The sequence below is a fragment of the Kitasatospora sp. NPDC002227 genome, from assembly GCF_040296285.1.
Taxonomy (GTDB): domain Bacteria; phylum Actinomycetota; class Actinomycetes; order Streptomycetales; family Streptomycetaceae; genus Kitasatospora.
On record NZ_JBEOWY010000046.1, the window covers coordinates 41,919 to 65,672 of the forward strand.

The following is a 23,754-nucleotide window of genomic DNA, read 5'->3' on the forward strand; positions in this document are numbered from 1 at the left end:
ATCTGTTTATCTGCCTGGCTTGTGGCGCGGTACCCCTCCCGGGGTGCCGCGCCACAGTCGTCTACCGGAGCCGCCAGGCGTGGTCGACCGGGCCGATCCCCGCGCCCAGGGCGAAGCCGGCCTCGATCGCGCCGGTGACGTACGCCTTGGCGGCGGCCACCGCCTCGGGCATCTCGGCGCCCTTGGCCAGCTCGGCGGCGATCGAACTGGCCAGCGTGCAGCCGGTGCCGTGGGTGTGGCGGTTGTCGTGGCGCGGGGCGCGGTACCAGTGCTCCACGCCGTCCTGGCCGAGCAGCAGGTCGGCGGCCTCGCCCGCCAGGTGGCCGCCCTTGACCAGGGCCCAGCGCGGGCCGAGCGCGAGCAGCGCCTCGGCGGCGGGCCGCATGTCCCGCTCCTCGGTGACGGTCAGGCCGGTGAGCTGCGTCACCTCGTGCAGGTTGGGTGTGGCGAGGGTGGCCACCGGGAGCAGCCGCTCGCGGACGGTGGCCACGGCCTCGGCGGCCAGCAGCGCGTCACCGTGCTTGGAGACCCCGACGGGGTCCACCACCACGGGGGCGCCCACTCCCGCGAGCAGTTCCGAGACGGTCTCGACCAGCTCGATCGAGGCGAGCATGCCGGTCTTCACGGCCTGGACGCCGATGTCGTCCACCACACTGCGGAACTGGGCCCGGACGGCCTCGGCCGGCAGCTCCCAGTAGCCCTGGACCCCGAGCGAGTTCTGCGCCGTGACGGCGGTGATGACGCTCATGCCGTGCACCCCCAGGGCGAGCATCGCCTTGAGGTCGGCCTGGATACCGGCACCCCCGCCGCTGTCGGAGCCGGCGACGGTGAGGACGCGAGGAGGAGCAGTGGTCATGGCCCAACCCTAGGCCGACGGCGGACAGCAACCACCACAGGGGCGCGGGGAACGGCGCGAGGTCGGAGGAAGCGGTCCTGCCGGCTGCCGCAGCGAGCCTGTTGCACGGTCCGGGGGCGCGAGGAACTGCGCGCAGCGGTAGGACGCAGGTCGTGCACGGCTGGTCGCGCAGTTCCCCGCGCCCCTGGGTGGTGCAACTGGCCCTTTCAGAGGACGGCTTCCGACTCCGCCCAGCGGTCCTGCGGGACGGTCTTCAGCTGGGTGACCGCCTCGGCGACCGGGACGAGTTGGATGTCGGTGCCGCGCAGGGCGGTGAAGTGGCCGAAGGCGCCCTTGTGGACGGCTTCGACGGCGTGCCAGCCGAAGCGGGTGGCCAGGACGCGGTCGGAGGCGGTGGGGGTGCCGCCGCGCTGGACGTGGCCGAGGATGACCGGGCGGGCCTCCTTGCCGAGCAGGCCCTCGAGTTCACCGGCCAGGCGGTTGCCGATGCCGCCGAAGGTCTGGTGGCCGTACTGGTCGACCTCGCCGTGGTCGAAGCGGAGCGTGCCGGGCGCCGGCTTCGCGCCCTCGGCGACGGCGATGATGGCGAACTTCTTGCCGCGCTGGAAGCGCTCCTCGACCATCCGGGCCACCGCCTCGGTGTCGAAGGCCTTCTCCGGGATGAGGATGCCGTGGGCACCCGCGGCCATCCCGGCGGTGAGCGTGATCCAGCCGGTGTGCCGGCCCATCAGCTCGACCACCATCACCCGCTGGTGCGACTCGGCGGTGGTCTTCAGCCGGTCGATCGCCTCGGTGGCGACGTGCACCGCGGTGTCGAAGCCGAAGGTCACGTCGGTGGCGTCGATGTCGTTGTCGATGGTCTTGGGCACCCCGACCACCGGCAGCCCGGCGTCGCTGAACATCCGGGCCGCCGTCAGGGTGCCCTCGCCGCCGATCGCGATCAGCGCGTCGATGCCGATGTCACGGGCGAGCTCCTTGCAGTTGTCCACCGCCCAGTTGATCCGCTCGCGCTGCACCCGGGCCGAGCCCAGGATGGTGCCGCCCAAGGTGAGCAGACCGGTCACGTCGTCGTGCGAGACCGGCCGCGCCCGGCCCTCGATCAGGCCGAGGAAGCCGTCCTCGATGCCGATGATCTCGTCCCCGTGCACATCGGTGCCCCGGTGCACCACCGAGCGGATCACCGCGTTGAGGCCGGGGCAGTCTCCACCGCTGGTCAGGACGCCGATACGCATGGTGGCTGAGTCTCCGCTCTGCGGACCGTCCGCGCAGGGGAGGGCCCACGAGTCGCTGGGGGCGGACAAGACCGGACATACCGACCCGGCCGAGGGCCCAGACTACGCGGTCGAGGTCCTGTGGAGCCCATTCCCGCGCCACCGACGGGTGAAGCCCCCTCACCCATGGTCACTCCGCGGCGAAGTGGTCCCACCCGGCGGTCGCGTCCCACGGCGCACCGTCCACGGTGACCTGGCCACCGCGGGAGGGGCCGGCCTGGCGGACCACCGTGCCGACCACCCGCCAGCGCGCGGGCAGCGGGGTGGTGGCGGGGAAGGTGGCGACGATCGCGTGGTCCTCACCGCCGGAGAGCACCCAGACCAGCGGGTCGACCCCGACGGCCTGGCCGATGTCGGCCATCTGCGCGGGGACGTCGAAGTCGCCCGCCCGAAGGTCGATGTCGACCCCGCTGGCCGCCGCGACGTGCCCGAGGTCGGCCACCAGGCCGTCGCTGACGTCGATCATCGCGGTGGCGCCCAGCTCGGCGGCCGCCGGGCCCGCGTGGTACGGCGGCTCGGGGCGGCGGTGCGCCTCGACGAAGGCCCGCGGGGAGCGGAAACCCCGCTGGAGCACGGTCAGTCCGGCCGCCGACCAGCCCAGCCAGCCGGTCACCGCGACCACGTCGCCCACCTGCGCGCCGGAGCGCTTCACCGGCGCGCGCCCCTGCAAGTCCCCGAGCGCCGTGATGGCCAGCGTGATGGTCTCGCCGCGCACCACGTCGCCGCCGACCACGGCGGCGCCGGCCACCTGGCACTCGTCCCGCAGGCCGTCCATCAGCTCGGTGGCCCAGGTGGTCGGCAGGTCGGCCGGGGCGACCAGGCCGAGCAGGATGGCGGTCGGCACCGCGCCCATCGCCGCGACGTCCGCCAGGTTCTGCGCGGCGGACTTGCGGCCCACGTCGTACGCGGTGGACCAGTCCCGGCGGAAGTGCCGCCCCTCGATCAGCACGTCCGTGGTGGCCACCACCCGGCCGTCCGGCGCCTTGACCACGGCCGCGTCGTCGCCCGGACCGAGGTCCACCGCCGGGGTCTGCGGCAGTCGGGCCGTCAGTTCCCGGATGAGCCCGAACTCGCCGAGCTCTCCCACGGTCCCCTGCATGTGCCGTCCTCTCCACTCAACCGTTGCCACCGCGCGCAGCGTAACGCTCAAGGGGGCTGTCTCATGATTCCCGCCGGGGCCGGCCCTCCCCCAGCCTTCGGCCGGGAGGTGCCCCCTTGCCACGCACTCTCGCCGCACCACCGAACGACCCGGCCTGATCCGACGCGAATCATGAGACAGCCCCCGGCTCCGCAGAGGTCTCCCCTCCCGGCCGCCTCGCGCGGTAGCGTGGTGATCAGTCTGCCGGTCGTGCACTCCCCCAGGGACGTCCCGGCGGCGATCTCCGAAACCACCCGCCTGGAGGTCCCCGTGGTACAGGCATACATCCTGATCCAGACCGAGGTGGGCAAGGCCACCGCCGTGGCCCAGTCCATCGGTCTGATCGACGGCGTCCTGCAGGCCGAGGACGTGACCGGGCCGTACGACGTGATCGTGCGCGCCGAGGCCGAGACCATGGACGACCTGGGGCGCATGGTCGTCGCCCGGGTCCAGCAGGTCGAGGGCATCACCCGCACCCTCACCTGCCCGGTGGTGCACCTGTAGCCACGGATACCATCGGCGCATGACCGCTCTCCGTGCGCTGCGCGCCCTGCCCGCCCCGGTCCGGTGGGTCACCCCGCCGCTCGCACTGCTGGGCGGGGTCGGCCTGCTGGCCGGCGGCTGGACGGGGCCCGAGCAGGTCGCCCCGCCCACCCCGGCGCCCTCGGTCGCCGCGCTCTGCGAGGCACTCGACCGGGCACTGCCCGCCGAGGTGCTCGGCCACCGCCGCGCGGACCCGGAGCCCGCCTCCCCGTACACCGCCGCCTGGGGCAGCTCGCCCCGGACGGTGCTGCGCTGCGGCATCGAGCGGCCGGCGTACCTGAACGACCACCCGCTGGACTCCGCGCCCGAGGTCAACGACGTGCAGTTCGGGATGGGCGAGGACGGGCACGGCGGCTACAACTTCGTCACCACGCTGCGCAAGGCGTACGTGGAGGTCCACGTGCCCAAGGGCGCCTACCCGAACTACGTGGACCCGCTGAGCTCGCTGACCGATGCCGTCAAGGCCACGATCCCAGCGGGTCTGTAGCGCGACTACCGCAGGCCGGTGGAGCGGCTCAGCGCCGCCGTCAGCAGCCGGTCGATCAGGTCCGCGTACGGCAGGCCGGTGGCCTCCCACATCTTCGGGTAGGCCGAGATGGGGGTGAAGCCGGGCATGGTGTTGATCTCGTTGACCATCCAGCGGCCGTCCGGCAGCAGGAAGAAGTCGACCCGGGCCAGGCCCTCGCAGCTGAGCGCCTCGAAGGCGTGCAGCGCCAGGCGGCGGATCTCGGCCGTCTCGGCCTCGGTCAGCTGCGCCGGGATCTGCACGTCCGAGGAGTCGACGTACTTGGCCTCGAAGTCGTAGAACTCGTAGCCCCCGCCGACCAGCACCTCGGCCGGCAGGCTGGCCTTGGGGCCCTCGGGCGTGTCGAGCACGCCGCACTCGATCTCCCGGCCGGCCACCCCGCGCTCCACGATCACCTTGGGGTCGTGGCGGCGGGCCTCCTCGATCGCGAAGTCCAGGTCGGCCAGGTCCTTGACCTTGGTGATGCCGATGCTGGACCCGGCCCGGCAGGGCTTGACGAAGACCGGCAGGCCGAGGGCGGCGATCCGCTCGCGGGCGGCGGCCCGGCCGGCCTCGGTCTCCCAGTCGCGCGGGCGCAGCACGGTGTACTCGCCGACGTACAGGCCGTTCGACTCGAGCAGGCGCTTGGTGTACTCCTTGTCCATCCCGACCGCGCTGGCCAGCACGCCGGAGCCGACGTACGGCACCCCGGAGAGCTCCAGGAGGCCCTGGAGGGTGCCGTCCTCGCCCCAGGGGCCGTGCAGCAGCGGGAGCACCACGTCGACCTCGCCGAGCGCCTTGGGGGTGGCCCCGGGCTCGGTCCAGACCACCTCGCGGGTGGCCGGGTAGCCCGGCAGCGCGACCTGGCCCTCGGTGGACTCGGCGATCTGGGCGACGTCCGGCACGGAGCCGTCGGACAGCGAGATCCGGCCCGGCTCCTGGACGAGTGCCCAGCGGCCCTCGTGGGTGATGCCGATCGGCAGCACCTCGTACTTCGTGCGGTCGATGGCGGCGAGCACACTGGCGGCGGTCGAGACCGACACTCCGTGCTCGGAGCTGCGACCGCCGAAGACGATCGCCACGCGCGGCTTGGCGGCGCCCGAAGCGCCCGGGTTCGGGGAGGTCTGTTCGATGCTCATATCGCGCTTGAGACTACCGTGCGAGTGTTTCGGGTGAGGTCACGCACGGCTGCGTCAGGTCCGATCGGCCCTCGGCGGCGCCCGGCCCTCAGCGCCGTTCCGGCTTCGCGGACCGCGCCATCAGGTTCTGCAGCGCCTCCTGGGTCGGGCGGCCGTGGTGCACCACGTCGACCACGGCGGCCACGATCGGCATCTCCACCCCGGTGCGCTGCGCCAGGTCGAGCACCGAGGCGCAGGACTTCACGCCCTCGGCGGTCTGCTTGGTGGCCGCGATGGTCTCCTCCAGGGACATGCCCCGGCCGAGGTTGGTGCCGAAGGTGTGGTTGCGGGAGAGCGGCGAGGAGCAGGTGGCGACCAGGTCGCCCATCCCGGCCAGCCCGGCGAAGGTCACCGGGTCGGCGCCGAGCGCGAGGCCCAGGCGCATCGTCTCGGCCAGGCCGCGAGTGATCAGCGTGGCCTTGGTGTTGTCGCCCAGGCCCATGCCGTCCGCCATGCCGACGGCCAGGCCGATCACGTTCTTGACCGCCCCGCCCAGCTCGCAGCCGACCACGTCGGTGTTGGTGTACGGGCGGAAGTACGGGGTGTGGCAGGCCGCCTGGAAGCGCTTGGCCACCTGCTCGTCGGTGCAGGCCACCACGGTGGCGGCCGGCTGCCGGTTGGCGATCTCGCCCGCCAGGTTGGGCCCGGTCACCACGACGACCCGCTCGGGGCCGACCTGGGCCACCTCCTGGACCACCTCGCTCATCCGCTTCGTGGTGCCCAGCTCGATGCCCTTCATCAGGCTGACCAGCACCGTCTGCGGCCCGAGCAGCGGGGCCCAGGCGGCGAGGTTCTCCCGCAGGGTCTGCGAGGGCACCGCGAGCACCGCGAAGTCCGCACCCGCGAGCGCCTCGGCGGCGTCGGTGGTGGCCCGGATGCCCGCCGGCAGGGTGAGCTGCGGGAGGTAGTCCGGGTTGACGTGACCGGTGTCGATCGCGTCCACCAGCTCCTTGCGGCGGCCCCAGAGCACCACCTCGCACCCGGCGTCCGCCAGGATCATCGCGAAGGCCGTCCCCCAGGAGCCCGTCCCGAGCACCGCGCAGCGGGTCACTTCCCGGCCTCCTCTTCGTTCTCGTCCTCGGGGGCCTTGCCGCCCTTGGCCCGGCCGCCCTTGGCGGCGGCGGCCTCGGCGCGCTCCTTGGCCGCCTTGCGCATGTCGTAGCGCTCGGCCGGCGGCTGCTCGCCGCGGATGCCGGCCAGCACCTCGGTGATCGCGACCATGATGTCCTCGGTCGCGTCCTTGAGGACCTGGGCGGTCAGCTCCTGGCCCTGGTACTTGCTCAGGTCGACGGCCGGGCCCGCCGCGACGATCACCTTGTGCCGGGGGAAGAGGTTGAACTTGCCCTTCCCGCCCTTGCCGTACGGCGGCATGATCTCGTGCGCGCCCCAGTGCGCGACCGGGATGACCGGCGCGCCGGTCATCAGCGCGACCCGGGCCGCGCCGCTCTTGCCGGTCATCGGCCACAGGTCCGGGTCCCGGGTGAGGGTGCCCTCGGGGTAGAACTGCACGCACTCGCCCTGCTCGATCGCCGCGATGGCGGCCCGGAAGGCCGCCGCGGCGTCGGTCGACTCGCGGAAGACCGGGATCTGGCCGGTCTTGCGCAGCATGAAGCCGATGAAGGGGATGGAGAACAGCGAGGACTTGCCCAGGATGCGGGGCGGGCGGCCGCTGTTGTACTGCCAGTGGGCGTAGAACACCGGGTCGATCACGGAGTTGTGGTTGACCACGGTGAGGAAGCCGCCCTGCTCGGGCAGGTGCTCCCAGCCGTGCCACTCGGCCTTCGCCAGAGCGTTCGTCACCGGCTTCACGAGCACCGCCGCGAAGCGGTACCAGATTCCGTAGTCGGCATTGCCGAACCTGGCGTTCGAGCGGCGGGCCACCCCAGCTCCTCCTCATCCGATGCGGCACGTGGGGTGCCGCAGGTCGTAAAGTCTCGCGCCTGCCCGCTGGACTGTCGAGCGGCTTGACCCGTGCCACGCCGCGCAGTGATCCATCGCACGTCGGCACCGGCCCGGCGTCCTGGCGGGGGCTCGGGCCCCGGCACCACAATGGCGCCGATGACCGAAGACACCGTACGCCCCACCGCACCCGTACCGCCCGCCGCACCCGCCGGGAGGGCCGGCTGGTCGTTGGTGCTGCCGCTGAAGCCGCTGCCCGAGGCCAAGAGCCGGCTGGCGCCGTACGCGGGAGCGCGACGGCCCGAACTCGCGCTGGCCTTCGCGCTGGACACCGTGGCGGCGGCGCTGGCCTGCCCGGCGGTCGGGCGGGCCGTGGTGGTGACCACCGACCCGGTGGCCGGGGCCCGGCTGGCCGCGCTCGGGGCGGTGGTCGTGCCGGACGAGCCCGGGGGCGGGCTCAACGCAGCACTGGCGCACGGCGCGGAGCACGCGCGCCGGCTCGCGCCGTGGTCACCACTGGCGGCGCTCTCCGCGGATCTTCCCGCCCTGCGGCCGCTCGAGCTCGGGCAGGTGCTGGCGGCGGCCGGGGCTCTCGGCCGCCGGGCCTTCCTCGCGGACACCCCGGGCAGCGGCACCACCCTGCTCGCCTGCCGGCCCGGCGCCCGCCTCTCCCCCGCCTTCGGGCCCTCCTCCGCCGCCCGCCACGCGGCGAGCGGCGCCACCGAACTCCGGCTCCCCGCACCCTCCGTACGGCGCGACGTGGACACCGGCCCCGACCTCTCCGAGGCCCTCGCCCTCGGCGTCGGCCCCCACACCGCGGCGGTGGCGGCCGTCCTGGTCTGACCCGATCCGCGGGGCCCGCTCGCTATGCTGCTGCCATGCAGGCCACCGCGTTCACCTTCGACCCCGCCACCCGCGCCGGGTCTGTCCTCCTCGACGACGGCACGCCGGTCCCCTTCGACGCCGCCGCCTTCGAGGCCGGCGGCCTGCGACTCCTGCGCCCCGGCCAGCGCGTCCGCATCCGCACCGAGGGCACCGGCGACACCCGCCACGTCGTCTTCGTCACCCTTCAGACCTTCCCCGACCCGGCCGACGCCTGACGCCCCGACGCGGGCCGGGGGTGGTCGGGCAGGCTGACGTCAAAAAGGCCCCGCCGGTGGCGAGGGAGGGCCGTCTGCCGCGGTCGGTGCCGGGGTGTCAGCCGTCCAGGCGGACGGCGTAGGTCTCGCCGGCCATGGCGAAGCTGAGGGTGAGTTCGCCGTCGCGTTCGAGGAAGGCCTCCACGCGTTCGACGGCGCCGGGGCCGAAGAAGTAGCGGTAGGCCTCGTACTGGTTCCAGCCCAGCGGAAGGACCCGCAGGGCCTCCCAGAGGGCGGCGAGGGCGTCGGCGAGGTGGGCGAAGGAGGCGGGGGCGGTGATGCCCTCGATGCATACGGTGACGGGTGCTCCGGGCGTACGGGGCTTCACGGCGTCTGGGGCTCCTGGTCGATCTCGGCCCAGACGTGCTGGGCCGTCGGCGTGTAGTGGTGTCCGAACCGGTCCGCGTCGTGGAGCACGTCGAGCACGGCCAACTGGGCCTCGTCGCTCAACTCCGGGGACAGCGCCGCCTCCACCAGGAAGCCCTTGCCGGGACGGACACTGATGCGGGCGCGCCCACCGGTGGCCCTGGCAAGGCGGTTGGCGACGTCAAAGGCCCTGGTGGTTCGCACGCAACGACTCTCCCCGCGAGCGGTCGATCACGGAACGTAAAGCTAAGGCATTAGATTCCACCTGATGCATTAGATTGTCAACGCCGAATCGCCCACCCTGCCCAGTCGGGCGGGGGACGCGACCTGCCGCCGGGGAGAGAAGATGCGCTCGAACGACCCGCCGTACCTTCGGATCGCCGACCTGCTGCGCCGGCGCGTGGCCGACGGCGAGTGGGCAGCGGACGAGAAGCTGCCCGCCCGGGCCCGACTCGGCGAGGAGCTGGGAGTCGGCCCCAATGTGGTGCAGCGCGCGATGGAACTGCTGATCAGCGAAGGCCTGCTCTACGGCCGGTCCGGCTCGGGCACCTTCGTGAAGGCCCCCTCGCCGCGCCACCGGATGCTCCGCTCCCAGCACACCCCGCCGCTGTACACCTCGCTCACCACCGTGCCGCCGGGCGTCCCCGTGGCGGACAGCTCCTCCGGCGTGGAGGCCACCGAGGAGATCGCCGTCCGGCTGGGCATCGAGCCGGGCGACCTGACCGTCTGCACGTCCTACGACTACCTGGTCGACGGCAAGGCGATGCAGGTCATCACGAGCTGGGAGCCGCAGTACCTCACCGCCCGCACCCCGGTCGCCTTCCCGCTGATGGGTCCGCTGAAGTACCGCAGCGTGGTGGAGCGGATGGCGGCGATCGGCGTCACGGTGGAGCGCGCGGTCGAGCGGCCGCGCCCGGCGCTGGCGGGCGACCTCGCCGACCGGCTGGGCACCTCGCCGAACGAGCCGGTCACGCTGATCGAGCGGACGTACTACGACACCGAGGGCCGCGCGGTGGAGACCGCCGACTTCGTCGTCCCGAACTCCCGCTGGGAGATCTACTACGAACTCCCCGTCACCTGAGCACGAGAAAGCCGTGGCGGCTCGTACCCGGGACTGGGACAGTCCCGAGGTGCGAGCCGCCACGGCTCTCGTGAAGTACCGGGAAGGCGGGCGGGGGCCCTTACTTCGCGGTGGACTTGCGCGCGGTGGTCTTGCGGGTGGCCGTCTTCTTGGCCGGCGCGGTCTTCTTGACCGTGGTGGCCTTCTTGGCGGCGGTGGCCTTCTTGGCGGCCGGGGCGGCGGCGGTGGTCTTCTTGACCGCGGCCGTCTTCTTGACGGCGGCCGTCTTCTTGACCGCCGTGGCCTTCTTCGCGGCGGCGGCCGTGGTGGTGGCCTTCTTGACCGCCGTCGCCTTCTTGGCGGCGGTGGTGGTCTTCGCGGCGGTGGCGGTGGTCTTCTTCGCAGCCGTCTTCTTGGCCGGAGCGGCGGCGGCGGCCGTGGCGGCGCGCTTGGTGGCGGCGCGCTTGACGGCGGCGGTGGTGCCGCTCTTGCCCGGGGTGAGCGAGCCCTTGGGGGCCTTCTTCACCGAGGGGCCGTCCTTCGGCAGCTTCTTGCTGCCGGAGACCAGGTCCTTGAAGCCCTGGCCGGGACGGAAACGCGGCACCGAGGTCTTCTTGACCTTGACCTTCTCGCCGGTCTGCGGGTTGCGGGCGAAGCGCGCGGAGCGCTCCACCTTCTCGAAGGTGCCGAAACCGGTGACCGACACGCGGTCACCCGCCACGACGGCACGCACCATGGTGTCGAGCACTGCGTCGACGGCCTCTGCGGCAGCCTTGCGACCGCCCAGCTGCTCGGCCACCGCTTCGACAAGCTGAGCCTTGTTCACGTCTTCCCCTTCGGAAACGGGCGCCGGATGATTCCATCCGTTCAATTCGCACGTTAGGTATGTATCTGCGGACTTTCAATTACCAAACGCGCGAATCACCCTAGTGTCGCAATGGATTTGCGCGTCCGGTGCCTCACTCGGCGGGCGGGCGCCCCTCGTCGAGGTCTCGTACAAAGCGACTCAACCGCCGCGCCGCCTCCGGGAGATCACGCTTGGCGGTCTCCGTGACGATCAGCAGTTGACGGGTGAGAGCGGTCTTTGCCTCTGCTGACACGTTCAGCGCAGATACGCGAGCGTGGGCCTGCTTCAACCGCTCTGCCACAGCGGCGTAACGCGCTGCGACTTCCGACTCGTCCGGCTCCTCAACTCGTGAGGTGTCGTCGTCCGGCCGATCGTCAATTCGACTCCCGGCTTGCCCGTCCCGCCCCTCCGGCGACGCGGGTTCGCCGCCCGCGTACGGAGGTTCAAGGTGCCGGTGCATGCAACGATTGTGCCATCTGTGCGGAGTTGCCCTGCGCACACCCCGTCCATCCGCAAATCGGAGCGGGCTATCCGGGTCGCACTCGGAGTCGAACTGCACCCCCGGAACAGCCGGATGACCCGCCCCCCCGAAGGGGAGACGGGCCATCCGGAGCGTGATCGGAAAGTGGGTCAGGCCACCGGCAGGGTACGGGGCTTGAAGCTCGGGCGGGTCTGCTCGAATGCCGCGATGGCGGCCTCCTCACCCAGGGTGATACCGATGTCGTCCAGGCCGTTCAGCAGCCGCCAGCGGACGTTGTCGTCGAGTTCGAAACCGGCCGTGATGCCTTCGGCGCGCACCTCGCGGGCCTGAAGATCGACGGTGATCTCGGCGGTCGGGTCGGCCTCGGTGAGCGCCCACAGCTGTTCGACGGTCTCCTGCGGGAGGACCACCGTCAACAGGCCGTTCTTGAGCGAGTTCCCACGGAAGATGTCGGCGAACCGCGAGGAGATGACGGCCTGGAATCCGTAGTTCTGCAGCGCCCAGACCGCGTGCTCGCGCGAGGACCCGGTGCCGAACTCGGGCCCGGTCACCAGCACGGTGGCACCCTGGCGCTCGGGGCGGTTCAGGACGAAGGACTCGTCCTTGCGCCAGGCCTCGAACAGGCCGTCCTCGAAACCGGAGCGGGTGACCTTCTTCAGCCAGTGCGCCGGAATGATCTGGTCGGTGTCGACATTGCTGCGGCGCAGGGGGACGGCCCGGCCGGTGTGGGTGGTGAACTTCTCCATGGCTGCTCAGACCTCCACAGCGACGTCGGCGGACAGATCGGACGGGGCGGCCAGCCGGCCCAGCACCGCGGTGGCGGCGGCGACCTGAGGCGAGACCAGGTGGGTGCGGCCGCCCTTGCCCTGGCGGCCCTCGAAGTTGCGGTTCGAGGTGGAGGCGCAGCGCTCGCCCGGGGCCAGCTGGTCCGGGTTCATGCCCAGGCACATCGAGCAGCCCGCGTGGCGCCACTCGGCCCCGGCGGCGGTGAAGACCTTGTCCAGACCCTCCTCGATCGCCTGCAGGGCGACCCGCACCGAGCCCGGCACCACCAGCATCCGTACGCCCTCGGCGACCTGGCGGCCCTGCAGCACGGCCGCGGCGGCGCGCAGGTCCTCGATCCGGCCGTTGGTGCAGGAGCCGACGAAGACGGCGTCGACGGCGACCTCGCGCAGCGGCGTACCGGCCGTCAGGCCCATGTACGTCAGGGCGTTCTCGGCGGCGGTCCGCTCCTGCGGGTCGGCGAAGTCCTCCGGGTGCGGCACGTTGGCGCCCAGCGGGGCGCCCTGGCCGGGGTTGGTGCCCCAGGTGACGAACGGGGTCAGCTCGTTCGCGTCGATGAAGATCTCGTGGTCGAAGACGGCGTCCTCGTCGGTGGCCAGGGTCCGCCAGTAGGCCACCGCGGCGTCCCAGTCCTCGCCCTGCGGGGCGTGCGGGCGGCCCTGGAGGTAGTCGAAGGTGGTGTCGTCCGGGGCGATCATGCCCGCGCGGGCGCCGGCCTCGATCGACATGTTGCAGACGGTCATCCGGGCCTCCATCGACAGGCCCCGGATCGCCGAACCGCGGTACTCCAGGACGTAGCCCTGGCCGCCGCCGGTGCCGATCTTGGTGATCACGGCCAGGATCAGGTCCTTGGCGGTGACGCCCTCGGGCAGCTCGCCCTCGACGGTGATCGCCATGGTCCGGAACGGGGCCAGCGGCAGGGTCTGGGTGGCCAGCACGTGCTCGACCTGGCTGGTGCCGATGCCGAAGGCCAGCGCGCCGAAGGCACCGTGGGTGGAGGTGTGAGAGTCGCCACAGACCACCGTCATGCCCGGCTGGGTCAGGCCCAGCTGCGGGCCGACCACGTGCACGACGCCCTGCTCGACGTCGCCGAGCGAGTGGATCCGGACGCCGAACTCCTCGGCGTTGCGGCGCAGCGTCTCCAGCTGGGTGCGCGAGACGGGGTCGGCAATCGGCTTGTCGATGTCGAGGGTGGGGGTGTTGTGGTCCTCGGTGGCGATCGTGAGATCGGTCCGGCGGACCTTGCGCCCGGCCAGCCGGAGGCCGTCGAAGGCCTGCGGGCTGGTCACCTCGTGCAGCAGGTGCAGATCGATGTAGAGCAGGTCGGGCTCGCCCTCGGCGCGCCGGACGACGTGGTCGTCCCAGACCTTCTCCGCCAGTGTCCGTCCCATCGCTTTCCCTCCAGCCGGCCGCTCTGCCGGCCTTCTCGTGTGGTCGGGGCCCCTTCGCGACCGAGGTTCGCGCTGCCGCTCGGGGGGCCTGCACGCCGGATCGTGTCCATAATGTGGACACCGGCTCGGTGCCACATCCTGGGTGTCTCCCGGGCTGCTGCCTCCAGAGTGGCGCTTTTCTCCTGAGATTGAACTTGCGTCTCGCGGACTGAGACTGCAGTATCAGGCCATGGACAACTCTAGCGGCGTCGGCGTTCTCGACAAGGCCGCTCTGGTGCTGAGCGCACTGGAGTCGGGCCCCGCCACGTTGGCGGGGCTGGTCGCCGCCACCGGTCTGGCGCGGCCCACGGCCCACCGACTCGCCGTCGCACTCGAACACCACCGCCTGGTCACCAGGGACATGCAGGGCCGTTTCATCCTCGGCCCCCGACTCTCCGAGCTCTCCGCCGCGGCGGGCGAGGACCGGCTGCTCGCCACCGCGGGCCCGGTCCTGACCCACCTGCGCGATGTCACCGGCGAGAGCGCACAGCTCTACCGCCGGCAGGGCGAGATGCGCATCTGCGTCGCCGCCGCCGAGCGCCTCTCCGGCCTGCGGGACACCGTCCCGGTCGGCTCCACACTGCCGATGAAGGCCGGTTCCGCCGCCCAGGTCCTGCTGGCCTGGGAGGAGCCCGAGCGCCTCCACCGGGGCCTCCAGGGCGCCCGCTTCACCGCCACCGCCCTGAGCGGCGTACGGCGCCGTGGCTGGGCCCAGTCGATCGGCGAGCGGGAGCCGGGCGTCGCGTCCGTCTCCGCGCCCGTCCGCGGCCCCTCCAACCGCGTGGTGGCCGCCGTCTCGGTCTCCGGTCCGATCGAGCGCCTGACCCGCCACCCGGGCCGGATGCACGCCCAGGCCATCATCGAGGCCGCCAACCGACTGACCGAGGCCCTCCGCCGCGGCTGATCCGCATTTCCCGCCCCGGGGTGCCGTGCGCACCCCGGGGCCTTTTCTGCTTTCCGCCCCGGAAACGCAAAAAAGCCCCGGCGACCGGGGCTTTCCTCGTCTTACTGCTGGCTGGGGTACCAGGACTCGAACCTAGACTAAATGAACCAGAATCACTCGTGCTGCCAATTACACCATACCCCAACAAAGCACTGGGCCAGCGAGCTGTGAAGCCCGCCGGCCTTCCTGCCTTGGTACCCCCGACCGGATTCGAACCGGCGCTACTGCCGTGAGAGGGCAGCGTGCTAGGCCGCTACACAACGGGGGCAAACTTGGTGATCCTGAGCTTCGTCGCCTCCGGGATTTACAATGCTCCGGATGGTGACAGTGGAAAGGATCTGGTACCCCCGACCGGATTCGAACCGGCGCTACTGCCGTGAGAGGGCAGCGTGCTAGGCCGCTACACAACGGGGGCATGATCAGTTTCACGTGATCGTATTCAGTTGTTGCGTACCCCCGACCGGATTCGAACCGGCGCTACTGCCGTGAGAGGGCAGCGTGCTAGGCCGCTACACAACGGGGGCTTGTACTACTGGGTACTGCGCTGGGGTACCAGGACTCGAACCTAGACTAAATGAACCAGAATCACTCGTGCTGCCAATTACACCATACCCCACCAGAGTTGAACCCTTGCGGATCTTCCTCGGTGCTGCTCCGCCTGGTTGCTCTGACGAGGTTTCTGGTCCCTCGCCGTTCCCTCCCGGGCGGCGCAGAAAGAACATTACCCGACGCGGGGCCTGGCTCCAAAATCGATAACCCCAGCCCAGCCCCGGGCGGCCTCACGGCCGCCCGGGGCCCCGGCTCAGGAGGCCGGGACGAGGGCCAGCGCGGCCGTCAGACGGCGCAGCGTCTCCTCGCGGCCGAGCAGTTCCATCGACTCGAACAGCGGCGGGGAGACCCGGCGCCCGGTCACGGCCACCCGCAGCGGGGTGAAGGCGAACTTGGGCTTGATGCCCAGGCCGTCCACCAGGGCCTCGCGCAGCGCGGCCTGGATCGGCTCGGGGGTGAAGTCCGCGAGCTCGGTCAGCGCCTTGACGCTGGCCTCGAGGACGGGGCGGGCGTCGGCGTTCAGCACCTTGGCCGCGTCGTCCGGGTCGACCGCGAAGGCCTCGGGGGCGACGAACAGGAACCCGGCCATCTGGACGATCTCGCCCAGCACGACCATCCGCTCCTGGGTGAGCGGCGCCACCGCGGCCAGCAGCGCCAGCTGCTCGGCGCTCGGCTCCACCGGCAGCAGGCCGGCCGCCTGCAGGTACGGCACCAGGCGGGCGCAGAAGTCCTCGGGGGCCAGCGCGCGCAGGTGCTCGGCGTTGATCGCCTCGCACTTCTTCAGGTCGAAGCGGGCCGGGTTGGCGTTGACCTTGGCGATGTCGAAGGCCGCGACCAGCTCGTCCATCGAGAAGCGGTCCTGGTCCTCGGAGAGCGACCAGCCCAGCAGGGCCAGGTAGTTGAGCAGGCCCTCGGGGATGAAGCCGCGCTCGCGGTAGAGGTTGAGCGAGGCCTGCGGGTCGCGCTTGGAGAGCTTCTTGTTGCCCTCCCCCATCACGTACGGCAGATGGCCGAAGCGCGGGGTGGTGCCGTTGCCCACACCGATCTGCGCCAGTGCCGCGTAGAGCGCGATCTGCCGCGGGGTGGAGGAGAGCAGGTCCTCGCCGCGCAGCACGTGGGTGATGCCCATCAGAGCGTCGTCCACCGGGTTGACCAGGGTGTACAGCGGGGCGCCGTTGGCCCGGACGATGCCGTAGTCCGGCACGTCCTTGGGGTCGAAGCTGAGCGTGCCGCGCACCAGGTCGTCGAAGACGATGGTGCCCTCGGGCATCCGGAAGCGCAGGATCGGCTTGCGGCCCTCCTGCTCGTACACCTCGACCTGGTCGGCCGTCAGCTCACGGCAGTGGCCGTCGTAGCCGCTCGGCTTGCCGGCCGCGCGGGCCGCCTCGCGGCGGGCGTCCAGCTCCTCGGTGGAGCAGTAGCAGTGGTACGCGTGGCCGGCCGCGTGCAGCTTCGCCGCGACGTCCGCGTAGATGTCCATCCGCTGCGACTGCCGGTACGGCTCGTGCGGGCCACCGACCTCCGGCCCCTCGTCCCAGTCGAAGCCGAGCCAGCGCATGGCGTCGAGCAGCTGGTTGTAGGAGTCCTCGGAGTCGCGCGCCGCGTCGGTGTCCTCGATCCGGAAGACCAGCTTGCCGCCGTTGTGGCGGGCGAAGGCCCAGTTGAAGAGGGCGGTGCGGACGAGCCCGACGTGCGGGTTGCCGGTGGGGGAGGGACAGAAGCGGACGCGGACCGTCGGGTCCAGGTCCGTCGGGGTGTTAGCCACGCTTGACGACCTTGTTGGTGAGGGTGCCGATGCCTTCGACGGAGACCGAGACCTCGTCGCCGACGTTCATGGGTCCGACACCCGCGGGGGTGCCGGTGAGGATGACGTCGCCCGGGAGCAGCGTCATGGCCTCGGAGATGTGCACGATGAGCTCGGCGATCGAGCGGACCATCAGCGAGGTGCGGCCGGTCTGCTTCAGTTCGCCGTTGAGCGTCGTGGTGATGGCCAGATCGGCCGGGTCGAGCTCGGTCTCGATCCACGGGCCGAGCGGGCAGGAGGTGTCGAAGCCCTTGGCGCGGGCCCACTGGCCCTCGCGCTGCTGGACGTCGCGGGCCGTCACGTCGTTGGCGCAGGTGTAGCCGAAGACGATCTCCGGCACCCGCTCCAGCGGGACCTCGCGGCCCATCCGGCCGATCACCACGGCCAGCTCGCCCTCGAACTGCACGTCGGAGGAGAACGGCGGGTAGGCGATCGCCTCGGTGGGGCCGATGACGGCGGTGGAGGGCTTGAAGAAGGTCAGCGGGACGTCCGGCACCTCGTTGCCCAGCTCGGCGGCGTGGGCGGCGTAGTTGCGGCCGACGGCGACGATCTTGTTGGGCAGGATCGGGGAGAGCAGCCGGACGTCCTGCATCCGGTAGCTCTCGCCGCTGAGCTGCAGCGAGACGATGGGGTGGCCCGCGAGTGCGTGGACCACCAGGGAGTCGGGCTGGGAGGGATCACCCTCGACCACGCCGAAGGAGACGCTGCCTGCGGCAGGGCTCCCCTCTTTGACGGAGAACCTGGCAATGCGCACGGTGGGGAGCCTCTCGGTAAGTACGGGGCTCCGGCCTCGCCGGGCCCTGGTCGAACGCGACCCAGGCTATCGCGTGGGCCGCCTCGGGCCGGGCCCGGCGAGGAGGTGTCCGGGTGGCTCAGGCCCGGGCGGCGCGGGGCGCCGGGGCGACCATCAGCACCGTGCGGCGGGGGTTGGCGGTGCTGGCCGGGAGCTCGGCGGCGTACGTGGGGGCGGTGCTGGCACCCGGGAGCTGGCTGAAGCTGTCGATCGAGGCCAGCGTGGTGCGCCGCGGGTTCGCCGTGGGGCGGGAGGCGGGCAGGGTCGCGGTGGCCTGGGCCGGCTGGGACATGTGGGTGCACACCTTGGGGTTCGGAGCCGATTCGGACGAATCAGCGGGAGTGTTCGGGGCTGAATGCGGGCAGACATCCGAGGGCCGCCTCGGAGAGGCAGACCCCGGCCCGGCACCGCTCCCGCCAGGTTAGGGATCTCTTTCCACAGCTGCCGTGACCAAGGCTATACATTCCGCTGTGACTTTGCTCACAAAATGGCTCGGATTTCGCCTATGTCGGGACATTTCACGGCGTCAGAAAAACCTCGCAATTGCCGTTTTCCGGACATTCGGGAACGTCTGCGACTCTCGTCGCTCCCCGGCCGACTTGGCATGTATCGGGCGAGTGTCCGAAAAGCGCCGTATTTCTGCGGGGCTACCGCACAGTCCGTAAGGTCGTGCACGCGCTCGGTAGCCCAGGGCACAGCGGGGTAACGCCCCTTGTTGGACTTCTCCCGCTGTGCTGGAATGCCACGGAAAAACTCGACACCGTTCCATCCGCTTCGTGCGGGTAGGGGCGCCCGGTCCAGAGGTTGCGACGCCAGTGCAGGGACGTTTCAAGAGGGGCAGCGGCGCCGCGGGTGACCCGGAGTCGCGTGAGCCCGTGGCAGGCCCTCACCAGGCAACGCCGATCACCGGCCCAGGTGAGTCCGGCCGCGGTGAGCAGGCCCACCAGGCTCAGAACACCAACAACTCGGAGAACAACGCCGATCAGCCGGAGAAGCAGAGCGGCCGCGCCCGCCTGCGCGGCACGCTGAACCGCCGCCGGGCCACCGGTCTGAGCCGGTTCGCCATGCGCAACTGGCGGATCCGCACCCGTCTGATCGCCCTGCTGCTGCTCCCCGTGGTCGTCGCCCTCGTCCTCGGCGGGCTCCGGATCCAGGCCTCGCTGCAGAACTCCAAGCAGCTGCAGCAGATGACCGGCCTGTCGGACCTCGCCAAGAAGGCGACCGACCTGGCCGACGCGCTGCAGACCGAGCGTGACATCAGCGCCGGCCCGATCGTCCAGAAGAGCAACCAGCTGGACGAGGTCACCAACGCGCAGAAGCGCACGGACACTCTCAGCAAGGCCTTCGCGGCCAGCGCCGACAACTTCGACGACCTCGACCTCGCCGGTGGCAAGGCCCTGCTGCTGCAGGTCCGCAAGGACCTCAACCAGCTCTCCACCGCCCGCGGCAGCGCGTACGGCTCGGTCGACAACATCCAGGCGACGGTCACCAGCTACGACGCGATCATCACCGACCTCCTCGGCATCACCCAGGACATCGCGATCGCGTCGGGCAGCACCGAGCTGGTCAAGACCACCCGTGCCCTGCAGCAGTTCTCGCTGGCCAAGGAAGCCGCCTCGATGCAGCGCGCGCTGGTCAGCGCCGCGCTCGCGCGCACCCCGGCCGACATGAGCGACTCGGACGTCACCTTCGGCATCCGCCTGCGCGCGGCCGAGGACAACGCCCTCACCAACTTCGGCGCCATCTACGGTGACGCCGAGTCCAAGACGCTGCGCTCCAAGCTCAGCTTCAACACCGTGATCGCCGACACCGACCGGTACAGCACCTTCGTGCTCACCGCGAACGGCATCAAGCAGGCCCAGAGCCGGACCTACAAGGACTGGTACGACGCCGCCACCGTCAAGATCAACGCCGAGCGCTCGATCGAGCAGAGCCTGCTCGAGACCCTCGACGGCAAGGCCGGCCAGCTGCAGTCGGACGCCGACACCGAGGCGATCATCAACGGTGTCCTGATCGCCCTGGTGCTCGTCGTCGCCGTCGCCGGCGCCGCGCTCGTCGCCCGGGGCATGGTGCGCTCGCTGACCCGTCTGCAGGCCGCGGCCGAGGACGTCGCCGAGCGCCGCCTGCCCGAGCTGGTCAAGACGCTCTCCGAGAGCGACCCGCACGACGTCGACGTCACCGTCGAGCCCGTCGGCGTCGACTCGGCCGACGAGATCGGCCACGTGGCGCACGCCTTCGACATGGTGCACAGCGAGGCCGTCCGCCTCGCCGCCGAGCAGGCCCTCCTGCGAGGCAACATCAACGCGATGTTCACCAACCTCTCGCGCCGCAGCCAGGGCCTCATCCAGCGCCAGCTGTCGCTGATCTCCGAGCTGGAGAGCCGCGAGGCCGACCCGGACCAGCTGGCGAACCTCTTCAAGCTCGACCACCTCGCGACCCGCATGCGCCGTAACGGCGAAAACCTCCTCGTCCTCGCGGGTGAGGACCCGGGCCGCCGGTGGACCCGCCCCGTCCCGCTGGTCGACGTGCTCCGCGCCGCCGCCTCCGAGGTGGAGCAGTACGAGCGCATCGAACTGGCCGCCGTGCCGTCGGCCGAGGTCGCCGGCCGCGTCGTCAACGACCTCGTCCACCTGCTCGCCGAGCTGCTCGAGAACGCGACCTCGTTCTCCAGCCCGCAGACCCGCGTCCGGGTCACCGGCCACGCGCTGCCGGACGGCCGGGTGCTCATCGAGATCCACGACACCGGTATCGGTCTGAGCCCCGACGACCTCGCCGAGATCAACGAGCGACTGGCCAGCCCGCCGACCGTGGACGTCTCGGTCTCGCGCCGCATGGGTCTGTTCGTGGTCGGCCGCCTGTCCCTGCGACACGGCATCCGCATCCAGCTCCGCCCCAGCGACTCCGGCGGCACCACCGCACTCGTCATGCTCCCGCTGGACGTCACCACCGCCGGTGGCGACCAGCGCCGCGGCGGCCGTCCCGGCCCGGCGCAGGCCAAGCAGCAGCGCGGCGCCGGTCCGACCCCGCGTCAGCAGGTCCGCGCGGGCCTCGGCGAGCAGGCGCTCCCCGGCCGGGGTACCCAGGGCGGCCCGGCCGGTGCGCTGGGCTCCGGCCCGGCGGCGACCGGCGGGCGCCCGCAGCTCGGCCAGGCGCCGGGCGGCCGTCCGGCCGCCACCGCCGGTGGGCTGCCGACCCGTGAGGTCGGCCAGGCGCTGCGCGAGAACGCGCCCCAGGGCGGCGGTCAGAACCTCTTCGCCGGCCCGCAGCAGCGGGGCCAGGGCGGCCCGGCCGGTGCTCCGGCCGGCGCCCCCGCCGGTGGTCCGAGCGGTGCTCCCGCCGGCCAGGGCGGCCTGCCGCCGCGGCGGGTGCCCGGTGCCTCCGGCGCCCCGGCCGGCCCCGGTGGCGGTCTGCCGCGCCGTGGCGCCGCACCGCAGGGCCAGGGCCGCCCCGGCCAGCCGCAGGCCCCGCAGGGCCAGGGGCGTCCGCGCCCCGGTGCCGAGCAGCAGCCGCAGCACGGCTGGGCCGACCAGGGCCGCCAGCAGGGCATAGCCCCGGCCGGTGCCGCCCCGCAGGGCGCCCCCGGTCCGCAGCGCCAGCCGCAGGACGCCGCCACGCAGCACCAGTCGTCCGCGCAGGAGCTCCCGCAGGGCCGCCCGGCCCCGGCGGACGAGAGCACCGCGCAGTTCGCCCGGCCGCGCTTCGAGGCGATCGAGATCGACCCGCGTGACCCGCTGGGTCTCGGTCTGGTCGAGCCCGTCCTGCCCGCCATGCCGGGCCCGCAGGTCCAGCAGGCCCCCGCACAGCCGGCCCCGGTGCAGCAGCCGCAGCAGCCCCAGGCGCTGCCGCAGCAGGCGCCGATGGCCCTGCCGACCGCCTCCGGCGACCAGGGCCGGCCGGCGTACCAGCCGCAGCGCCCCGGCACCACGGCGCCCGGCTTCACCGACCAGCAGCAGCGCCCGGCCGCCGCCGGCGACCAGGGCCAGGCCGCCGAGCAGCCGCAGGCGGGTCTGGACGAGCTCGGCCTCCCGCGCCGTCGCCCGGCCGAGCAGCAGGCTCAGCAGCAGCCGCAGGGCATGCCGCGCCGCCAGCCCGGCCAGCAGGCCCAGGGCCGTCCGCAGCGTCCCGCCGCGGACCAGCAGGGCGGGCTCGACGAGCTCGGTCTGCCGCGTGGCCAGGCCTTCGTCGACCAGCAGCAGGCCCAGCAGGCTCAGCGCCAGGACCGTCCGGCCACCGCTCCCGGCCAGCCGCAGGGCGGTCTGGACGAGCTCGGCCTGCCCCGCCGCCAGCCCGGCGAGCAGGGCCCGGGCCAGGGCCGTCCGGCCGGCGCCCCGCAGGGCATGCCGCGCCGTCAGCCCGGCCAGCAGGGTCCGGGCCAGCAGGCCCAGGGCCGCCCGGCCACCGCTCCCGGCCAGCCGCAGGGCGGTCTGGACGAGCTCGGCCTGCCCCGCCGCCAGCCCGCCGGTGGCTTCGCCGAGCAGCAGGGCCAGCAGCAGCCGCAGGGCATGCCGCGCCGCCAGCCCGGCCAGCAGGCCCAGGGCCGTCCGGCCGGTGCCCCCGGCCAGCGGCCGGCGCCGGGCCAGCAGCAGCCCGGTTACGGGCAGCAGGCTCCGCAGGGCCAGCGGCCCCAGCAGCCGCAGGCCGGGCCGCAGGGCGTCCCCGGTCAGGGCGAGCAGCAGCGTGAGCGTCCGGCCGCCGAGGCGCCGTGGCGTCCGTCGGCCAACGACGAGCGCTGGCGGCGCGCCGAGCAGGTGCGCGAGCCCTCCACCAGCGGGCTCACCCTGTCGGGCCTCCCCCGCCGTACCCCGCAGGCCAACCTGGTCTCCGGCACCGCCGAGGCGGCGCCGCTGACCGGCCCGCAGGTGTCCCGCGCGCCCGAGGAGGTCCGCGGCCGGTTGACCAACCTGCGCCGGGGTATCCAGCAGGGACGTCAGGCGGGCGCGGCCACCGGTACCGGTGGCGACGCGGCCCAGCAGGCTGCCAGGGCCGACCATCAGGGTCGGCCGCAGCAGCGCTTCGACGGCTTCGGCGATCCGCGCGGCAACGGCGGCTTCGGCGAGTTCGGCCCAGACCACCAGGAGCGTTGAGTTGAGTCAGATGAGCCAGGCCGCACAGAACCTGAACTGGCTGATCACCAATTTCGTGGACAACACCCCCGGGGTGTCGCACACGGTGGTGGTCTCCGCCGACGGGCTCCTGCTCGCCATGTCCGAGGGCTTCCCCCGCGACCGCGCCGACCAGCTCGCCGCCGTCGCCTCCGGCCTCACCTCCCTCACCAACGGCGCCAGCCGGATCTTCGAGGGCGGCGAGGTCAACCAGACCGTCGTCGAGATGGAGCGCGGCTTCCTCTTCCTGATGGCCATCAGCGACGGCTCCTCCCTCGCCGTCCTCGCCTCCCCCGATTCCGACATCGGCCTCGTGGGCTACGAGATGGCCCTCCTCGTCGACCGCGCCGGCGCCGTCCTCACCCCGGCCCTGCGCGCGGAACTCCAGGGCAGCCTGCTGCACTGATCCGTCCGGTCGGCTCCGGCCGACCCCGATGCGCCGGGCCGATCCGACCGGCCCGGCGCCCCCTCATCAGCCGCCCCCCTGGCGGCTGACCCAGCCTCAGCTGGCACACCCCCAGCTGGAACCTGCCGCGAACGGCTGCGGCAATTGGAGGAGCAATGACCCCGCCCCCGACACCCGGCGGCTACGGCAACGGGTACGGCAGTGGCTACGGCGGCCAGCAGGCCGGCGGCGGCTACGGCGGCCAGCAGTCGGAGAGCTACGAGCAGCAGCCGCTGGTCCGCCCGTACGCGATGACCGGTGGCCGTACCCGCCCGCGGTACCAGCTCGCGATCGAGGCGCTGATCTCCACCACCGGTGCGGCCGACCGCTCCGGCGGGCTGCTCCCGGAGCACCAGCGGATCGTCTCGCTCTGCCGTGAGGTCAAGTCGGTCGCCGAGATCTCGGCGCTCGCCGGTGTGCCGCTCGGGGTCGCCCGCATCCTCGTCGCCGACCTCGCGGAGGCCGGTCTCGTCGCCATCCACCAGCCCGCCGCCGCGGGCGAGTCGGGCGGAACGCCTGACGTGACGCTGCTCGAAAGGGTCCTCAGTGGACTTCGCAAGCTCTAACGCGGCCGCCCCCAGCCGCGCCACCACCTCCGCGAAGATCGTCGTCGCGGGCGGCT

24 protein-coding genes, 5 tRNA genes and 1 pseudogene are annotated in these 23,754 nt (G+C 72.3%); 10 read left to right on the forward strand and 20 right to left on the reverse strand.

What is annotated here, in order from left to right:
• Window positions 1–61 precede the first annotated feature (61 nt).
• The 3 genes from thiD to ABT095_RS30140 form a co-directional block, all read right to left on the reverse strand.
• Entirely contained in the window at window positions 62–856 is a 795-nt protein-coding gene (gene thiD, locus ABT095_RS30130) for a bifunctional hydroxymethylpyrimidine kinase/phosphomethylpyrimidine kinase (RefSeq protein ID WP_350532713.1), read from the reverse strand.
• 206 nt (window positions 857–1,062) lie between these two features.
• Window positions 1,063–2,088 (reverse strand): 6-phosphofructokinase, encoded by a 1,026-nt coding sequence (locus ABT095_RS30135; protein ID WP_350532714.1) that lies wholly within the window; start codon window positions 2,086–2,088, stop codon window positions 1,063–1,065.
• A gap of 169 nt (window positions 2,089–2,257) precedes the next feature.
• Window positions 2,258–3,226 carry a thiamine-phosphate kinase gene (locus ABT095_RS30140; protein ID WP_350532715.1) on the reverse strand — a complete coding sequence of 323 codons (969 nt, stop codon included), beginning with the start codon at window positions 3,224–3,226 and terminating at the stop codon, window positions 2,258–2,260.
• Window positions 3,227–3,535: 309 nt separating this feature from the next.
• Between ABT095_RS30140 and ABT095_RS30145 the strand changes: the two genes are divergently transcribed.
• Together ABT095_RS30145 and ABT095_RS30150 are read left to right on the forward strand one after the other, a co-directional pair.
• A complete protein-coding gene (locus ABT095_RS30145; protein WP_350532734.1) occupies window positions 3,536–3,769 on the forward strand; it encodes an Lrp/AsnC ligand binding domain-containing protein in 234 nt (77 codons plus the stop codon).
• A gap of 19 nt (window positions 3,770–3,788) precedes the next feature.
• Window positions 3,789–4,295 carry a DUF3515 domain-containing protein gene (locus ABT095_RS30150; RefSeq protein WP_350532716.1) on the forward strand — a complete coding sequence of 169 codons (507 nt, stop codon included), beginning with the start codon at window positions 3,789–3,791 and terminating at the stop codon, window positions 4,293–4,295.
• A 5-nt stretch (window positions 4,296–4,300) separates the two neighbouring features.
• Here the strand turns inward: ABT095_RS30150 and ABT095_RS30155 are convergent, their stop codons facing one another.
• The 3 genes from ABT095_RS30155 to ABT095_RS30165 all read right to left on the reverse strand — a co-directional run bounded on the left by ABT095_RS30155 (window position 4,301) and on the right by ABT095_RS30165 (window position 7,372).
• The gene (locus tag ABT095_RS30155; RefSeq protein ID WP_350532717.1) at window positions 4,301–5,452 is read right to left on the reverse strand and encodes a D-alanine--D-alanine ligase family protein; all 1,152 of its coding nucleotides are present in this window, start codon (window positions 5,450–5,452) and stop codon (window positions 4,301–4,303) included.
• Window positions 5,453–5,540: 88 nt separating this feature from the next.
• Window positions 5,541–6,491, reverse strand: coding sequence for an NAD(P)H-dependent glycerol-3-phosphate dehydrogenase (locus tag ABT095_RS30160; RefSeq protein WP_502885053.1), 951 nt, complete (start codon window positions 6,489–6,491; stop codon window positions 5,541–5,543).
• A 47-nt stretch (window positions 6,492–6,538) separates the two neighbouring features.
• The gene (locus ABT095_RS30165) at window positions 6,539–7,372 is read right to left on the reverse strand and encodes a lysophospholipid acyltransferase family protein (protein ID WP_350532719.1); all 834 of its coding nucleotides are present in this window, start codon (window positions 7,370–7,372) and stop codon (window positions 6,539–6,541) included.
• Between the two features lie 177 nt (window positions 7,373–7,549).
• Here ABT095_RS30165 and cofC point away from each other — a divergent pair, with 177 nt between their 5' ends.
• Together cofC and ABT095_RS30175 are read left to right on the forward strand one after the other, a co-directional pair.
• Window positions 7,550–8,233 (forward strand): 2-phospho-L-lactate guanylyltransferase, encoded by a 684-nt coding sequence (cofC, locus tag ABT095_RS30170; RefSeq protein ID WP_350532720.1) that lies wholly within the window; start codon window positions 7,550–7,552, stop codon window positions 8,231–8,233.
• Window positions 8,234–8,268: 35 nt separating this feature from the next.
• A complete protein-coding gene (locus tag ABT095_RS30175) occupies window positions 8,269–8,490 on the forward strand; it encodes a hypothetical protein (RefSeq protein ID WP_350532721.1) in 222 nt (73 codons plus the stop codon).
• Between the two features lie 97 nt (window positions 8,491–8,587).
• On the opposite strand, the gene ABT095_RS30180 is transcribed toward ABT095_RS30175, so the two are convergent.
• Window positions 8,588–8,857: a hypothetical protein gene (locus tag ABT095_RS30180; RefSeq protein ID WP_350532722.1), complete on the reverse strand. Its 270-nt coding sequence runs from the start codon at window positions 8,855–8,857 to the stop codon at window positions 8,588–8,590.
• The gene (locus ABT095_RS30185) at window positions 8,854–9,099 is read right to left on the reverse strand and encodes a hypothetical protein (RefSeq protein WP_350532723.1); all 246 of its coding nucleotides are present in this window, start codon (window positions 9,097–9,099) and stop codon (window positions 8,854–8,856) included. Before ABT095_RS30185 ends, ABT095_RS30180 begins: the two co-directional genes overlap by 4 nt.
• Window positions 9,100–9,241: 142 nt before the next feature.
• Here ABT095_RS30185 and ABT095_RS30190 point away from each other — a divergent pair, with 142 nt between their 5' ends.
• On the forward strand, window positions 9,242–9,976 hold the full coding sequence (locus ABT095_RS30190) for a GntR family transcriptional regulator (RefSeq protein ID WP_350532724.1): 735 nt from the start codon (window positions 9,242–9,244) through the stop codon (window positions 9,974–9,976).
• Window positions 9,977–10,076: 100 nt separating this feature from the next.
• Here ABT095_RS30190 and ABT095_RS30195 read toward each other — a convergent pair whose 3' ends face one another.
• The 4 genes from ABT095_RS30195 to leuC all read right to left on the reverse strand — a co-directional run bounded on the left by ABT095_RS30195 (window position 10,077) and on the right by leuC (window position 13,457).
• Entirely contained in the window at window positions 10,077–10,781 is a 705-nt protein-coding gene (locus ABT095_RS30195; RefSeq protein ID WP_350532725.1) for an HU family DNA-binding protein, read from the reverse strand.
• 133 nt (window positions 10,782–10,914) lie between these two features.
• Window positions 10,915–11,409, reverse strand: a complete 495-nt coding sequence (locus ABT095_RS38910; protein WP_502885052.1) for an SCO5555 family protein — start codon at window positions 11,407–11,409, stop codon at window positions 10,915–10,917.
• 23 nt (window positions 11,410–11,432) lie between these two features.
• Complete coding sequence (gene leuD, locus ABT095_RS30205) at window positions 11,433–12,029, reverse strand: 3-isopropylmalate dehydratase small subunit (RefSeq protein WP_350532726.1); 597 nt, start codon at window positions 12,027–12,029, stop codon at window positions 11,433–11,435.
• Between the two features lie 6 nt (window positions 12,030–12,035).
• The gene (leuC, locus tag ABT095_RS30210; protein ID WP_350532727.1) at window positions 12,036–13,457 is read right to left on the reverse strand and encodes a 3-isopropylmalate dehydratase large subunit; all 1,422 of its coding nucleotides are present in this window, start codon (window positions 13,455–13,457) and stop codon (window positions 12,036–12,038) included.
• A 229-nt stretch (window positions 13,458–13,686) separates the two neighbouring features.
• On the opposite strand from leuC, the gene ndgR reads away from it, so the two are divergent.
• The gene (gene ndgR / locus ABT095_RS30215; protein ID WP_104818425.1) at window positions 13,687–14,400 is read left to right on the forward strand and encodes an IclR family transcriptional regulator NdgR; all 714 of its coding nucleotides are present in this window, start codon (window positions 13,687–13,689) and stop codon (window positions 14,398–14,400) included.
• 108 nt (window positions 14,401–14,508) lie between these two features.
• Here the strand turns inward: ndgR and ABT095_RS30220 are convergent.
• From ABT095_RS30220 to ABT095_RS30255, 8 genes are all read right to left on the reverse strand, one after another.
• Window positions 14,509–14,583, reverse strand: a tRNA-Gln gene (locus ABT095_RS30220).
• Between the two features lie 48 nt (window positions 14,584–14,631).
• Window positions 14,632–14,707, reverse strand: a tRNA-Glu gene (locus tag ABT095_RS30225).
• A 71-nt stretch (window positions 14,708–14,778) separates the two neighbouring features.
• Window positions 14,779–14,854 (reverse strand) — tRNA-Glu (locus ABT095_RS30230).
• 36 nt (window positions 14,855–14,890) lie between these two features.
• A tRNA-Glu gene (locus tag ABT095_RS30235) sits at window positions 14,891–14,963 on the reverse strand.
• Window positions 14,964–14,983: 20 nt separating this feature from the next.
• Window positions 14,984–15,055, reverse strand: a tRNA-Gln gene (locus ABT095_RS30240).
• Window positions 15,056–15,241: 186 nt separating this feature from the next.
• Window positions 15,242–16,753 (reverse strand): glutamate--tRNA ligase, encoded by a 1,512-nt coding sequence (gene gltX / locus ABT095_RS30245; protein WP_350532728.1) that lies wholly within the window; start codon window positions 16,751–16,753, stop codon window positions 15,242–15,244.
• Window positions 16,746–17,546 (reverse strand): fumarylacetoacetate hydrolase family protein, encoded by an 801-nt coding sequence (locus ABT095_RS30250; RefSeq protein WP_350532729.1) that lies wholly within the window; start codon window positions 17,544–17,546, stop codon window positions 16,746–16,748. The genes gltX and ABT095_RS30250 overlap by 8 nt, the downstream gene beginning before the upstream one ends.
• Before the next feature lie 118 nt (window positions 17,547–17,664).
• Window positions 17,665–17,877 (reverse strand): hypothetical protein, encoded by a 213-nt coding sequence (locus ABT095_RS30255; RefSeq protein WP_350532730.1) that lies wholly within the window; start codon window positions 17,875–17,877, stop codon window positions 17,665–17,667.
• 772 nt (window positions 17,878–18,649) lie between these two features.
• On the opposite strand from ABT095_RS30255, the gene ABT095_RS30260 reads away from it, so the two are divergent.
• The 4 genes and pseudogenes from ABT095_RS30260 to ABT095_RS38915 form a co-directional block, all read left to right on the forward strand.
• Window positions 18,650–22,669 carry a nitrate- and nitrite sensing domain-containing protein gene (locus ABT095_RS30260; protein ID WP_502885054.1) on the forward strand — a complete coding sequence of 1,340 codons (4,020 nt, stop codon included), beginning with the start codon at window positions 18,650–18,652 and terminating at the stop codon, window positions 22,667–22,669.
• 10 nt (window positions 22,670–22,679) lie between these two features.
• Complete coding sequence (locus tag ABT095_RS30265; RefSeq protein WP_350532735.1) at window positions 22,680–23,093, forward strand: roadblock/LC7 domain-containing protein; 414 nt, start codon at window positions 22,680–22,682, stop codon at window positions 23,091–23,093.
• A 155-nt stretch (window positions 23,094–23,248) separates the two neighbouring features.
• Window positions 23,249–23,698 (forward strand): DUF742 domain-containing protein, encoded by a 450-nt coding sequence (locus tag ABT095_RS30270; RefSeq protein ID WP_350532732.1) that lies wholly within the window; start codon window positions 23,249–23,251, stop codon window positions 23,696–23,698.
• Window positions 23,679–23,754, forward strand: a pseudogene (locus tag ABT095_RS38915) (ATP-binding protein); the annotation flags it as partial. The gene ABT095_RS30270 and the pseudogene ABT095_RS38915, both read left to right, overlap by 20 nt.

Excerpts from the sequence above, each read along its gene's own strand:
- ABT095_RS38910 (WP_502885052.1), bottom strand. The coding sequence starts at position 11,409 with ATGGCCCGTCTCCCCTTCGGGGGGGCGGGTCATCCGGCTGTTCCGGGG.
- thiD (WP_350532713.1), bottom strand. The coding sequence starts at position 856 with ATGACCACTGCTCCTCCTCGCGTCCTCACCGTCGCCGGCTCCGACAGC.
- ABT095_RS30155 (WP_350532717.1), bottom strand. The coding sequence starts at position 5,452 with ATGAGCATCGAACAGACCTCCCCGAACCCGGGCGCTTCGGGCGCCGCC.
- ndgR (WP_104818425.1), top strand. The coding sequence starts at position 13,687 with ATGGACAACTCTAGCGGCGTCGGCGTTCTCGACAAGGCCGCTCTGGTG.
- ABT095_RS30265 (WP_350532735.1), top strand. The coding sequence starts at position 22,680 with ATGAGCCAGGCCGCACAGAACCTGAACTGGCTGATCACCAATTTCGTG.
- ABT095_RS30255 (WP_350532730.1), bottom strand. The coding sequence starts at position 17,877 with ATGTCCCAGCCGGCCCAGGCCACCGCGACCCTGCCCGCCTCCCGCCCC.
- ABT095_RS30140 (WP_350532715.1), bottom strand. The coding sequence starts at position 3,226 with ATGCAGGGGACCGTGGGAGAGCTCGGCGAGTTCGGGCTCATCCGGGAA.
- ABT095_RS30160 (WP_502885053.1), bottom strand. The coding sequence starts at position 6,491 with ATGATCCTGGCGGACGCCGGGTGCGAGGTGGTGCTCTGGGGCCGCCGC.
- ABT095_RS30270 (WP_350532732.1), top strand. The coding sequence starts at position 23,249 with ATGACCCCGCCCCCGACACCCGGCGGCTACGGCAACGGGTACGGCAGT.
- leuD (WP_350532726.1), bottom strand. The coding sequence starts at position 12,029 with ATGGAGAAGTTCACCACCCACACCGGCCGGGCCGTCCCCCTGCGCCGC.
- cofC (WP_350532720.1), top strand. The coding sequence starts at position 7,550 with ATGACCGAAGACACCGTACGCCCCACCGCACCCGTACCGCCCGCCGCA.
- ABT095_RS30150 (WP_350532716.1), top strand. The coding sequence starts at position 3,789 with ATGACCGCTCTCCGTGCGCTGCGCGCCCTGCCCGCCCCGGTCCGGTGG.
- leuC (WP_350532727.1), bottom strand. The coding sequence starts at position 13,457 with ATGGGACGGACACTGGCGGAGAAGGTCTGGGACGACCACGTCGTCCGG.
- ABT095_RS30175 (WP_350532721.1), top strand. The coding sequence starts at position 8,269 with ATGCAGGCCACCGCGTTCACCTTCGACCCCGCCACCCGCGCCGGGTCT.
- ABT095_RS30190 (WP_350532724.1), top strand. The coding sequence starts at position 9,242 with ATGCGCTCGAACGACCCGCCGTACCTTCGGATCGCCGACCTGCTGCGC.
- ABT095_RS30135 (WP_350532714.1), bottom strand. The coding sequence starts at position 2,088 with ATGCGTATCGGCGTCCTGACCAGCGGTGGAGACTGCCCCGGCCTCAAC.
- ABT095_RS30260 (WP_502885054.1), top strand. The coding sequence starts at position 18,650 with ATGCGCAACTGGCGGATCCGCACCCGTCTGATCGCCCTGCTGCTGCTC.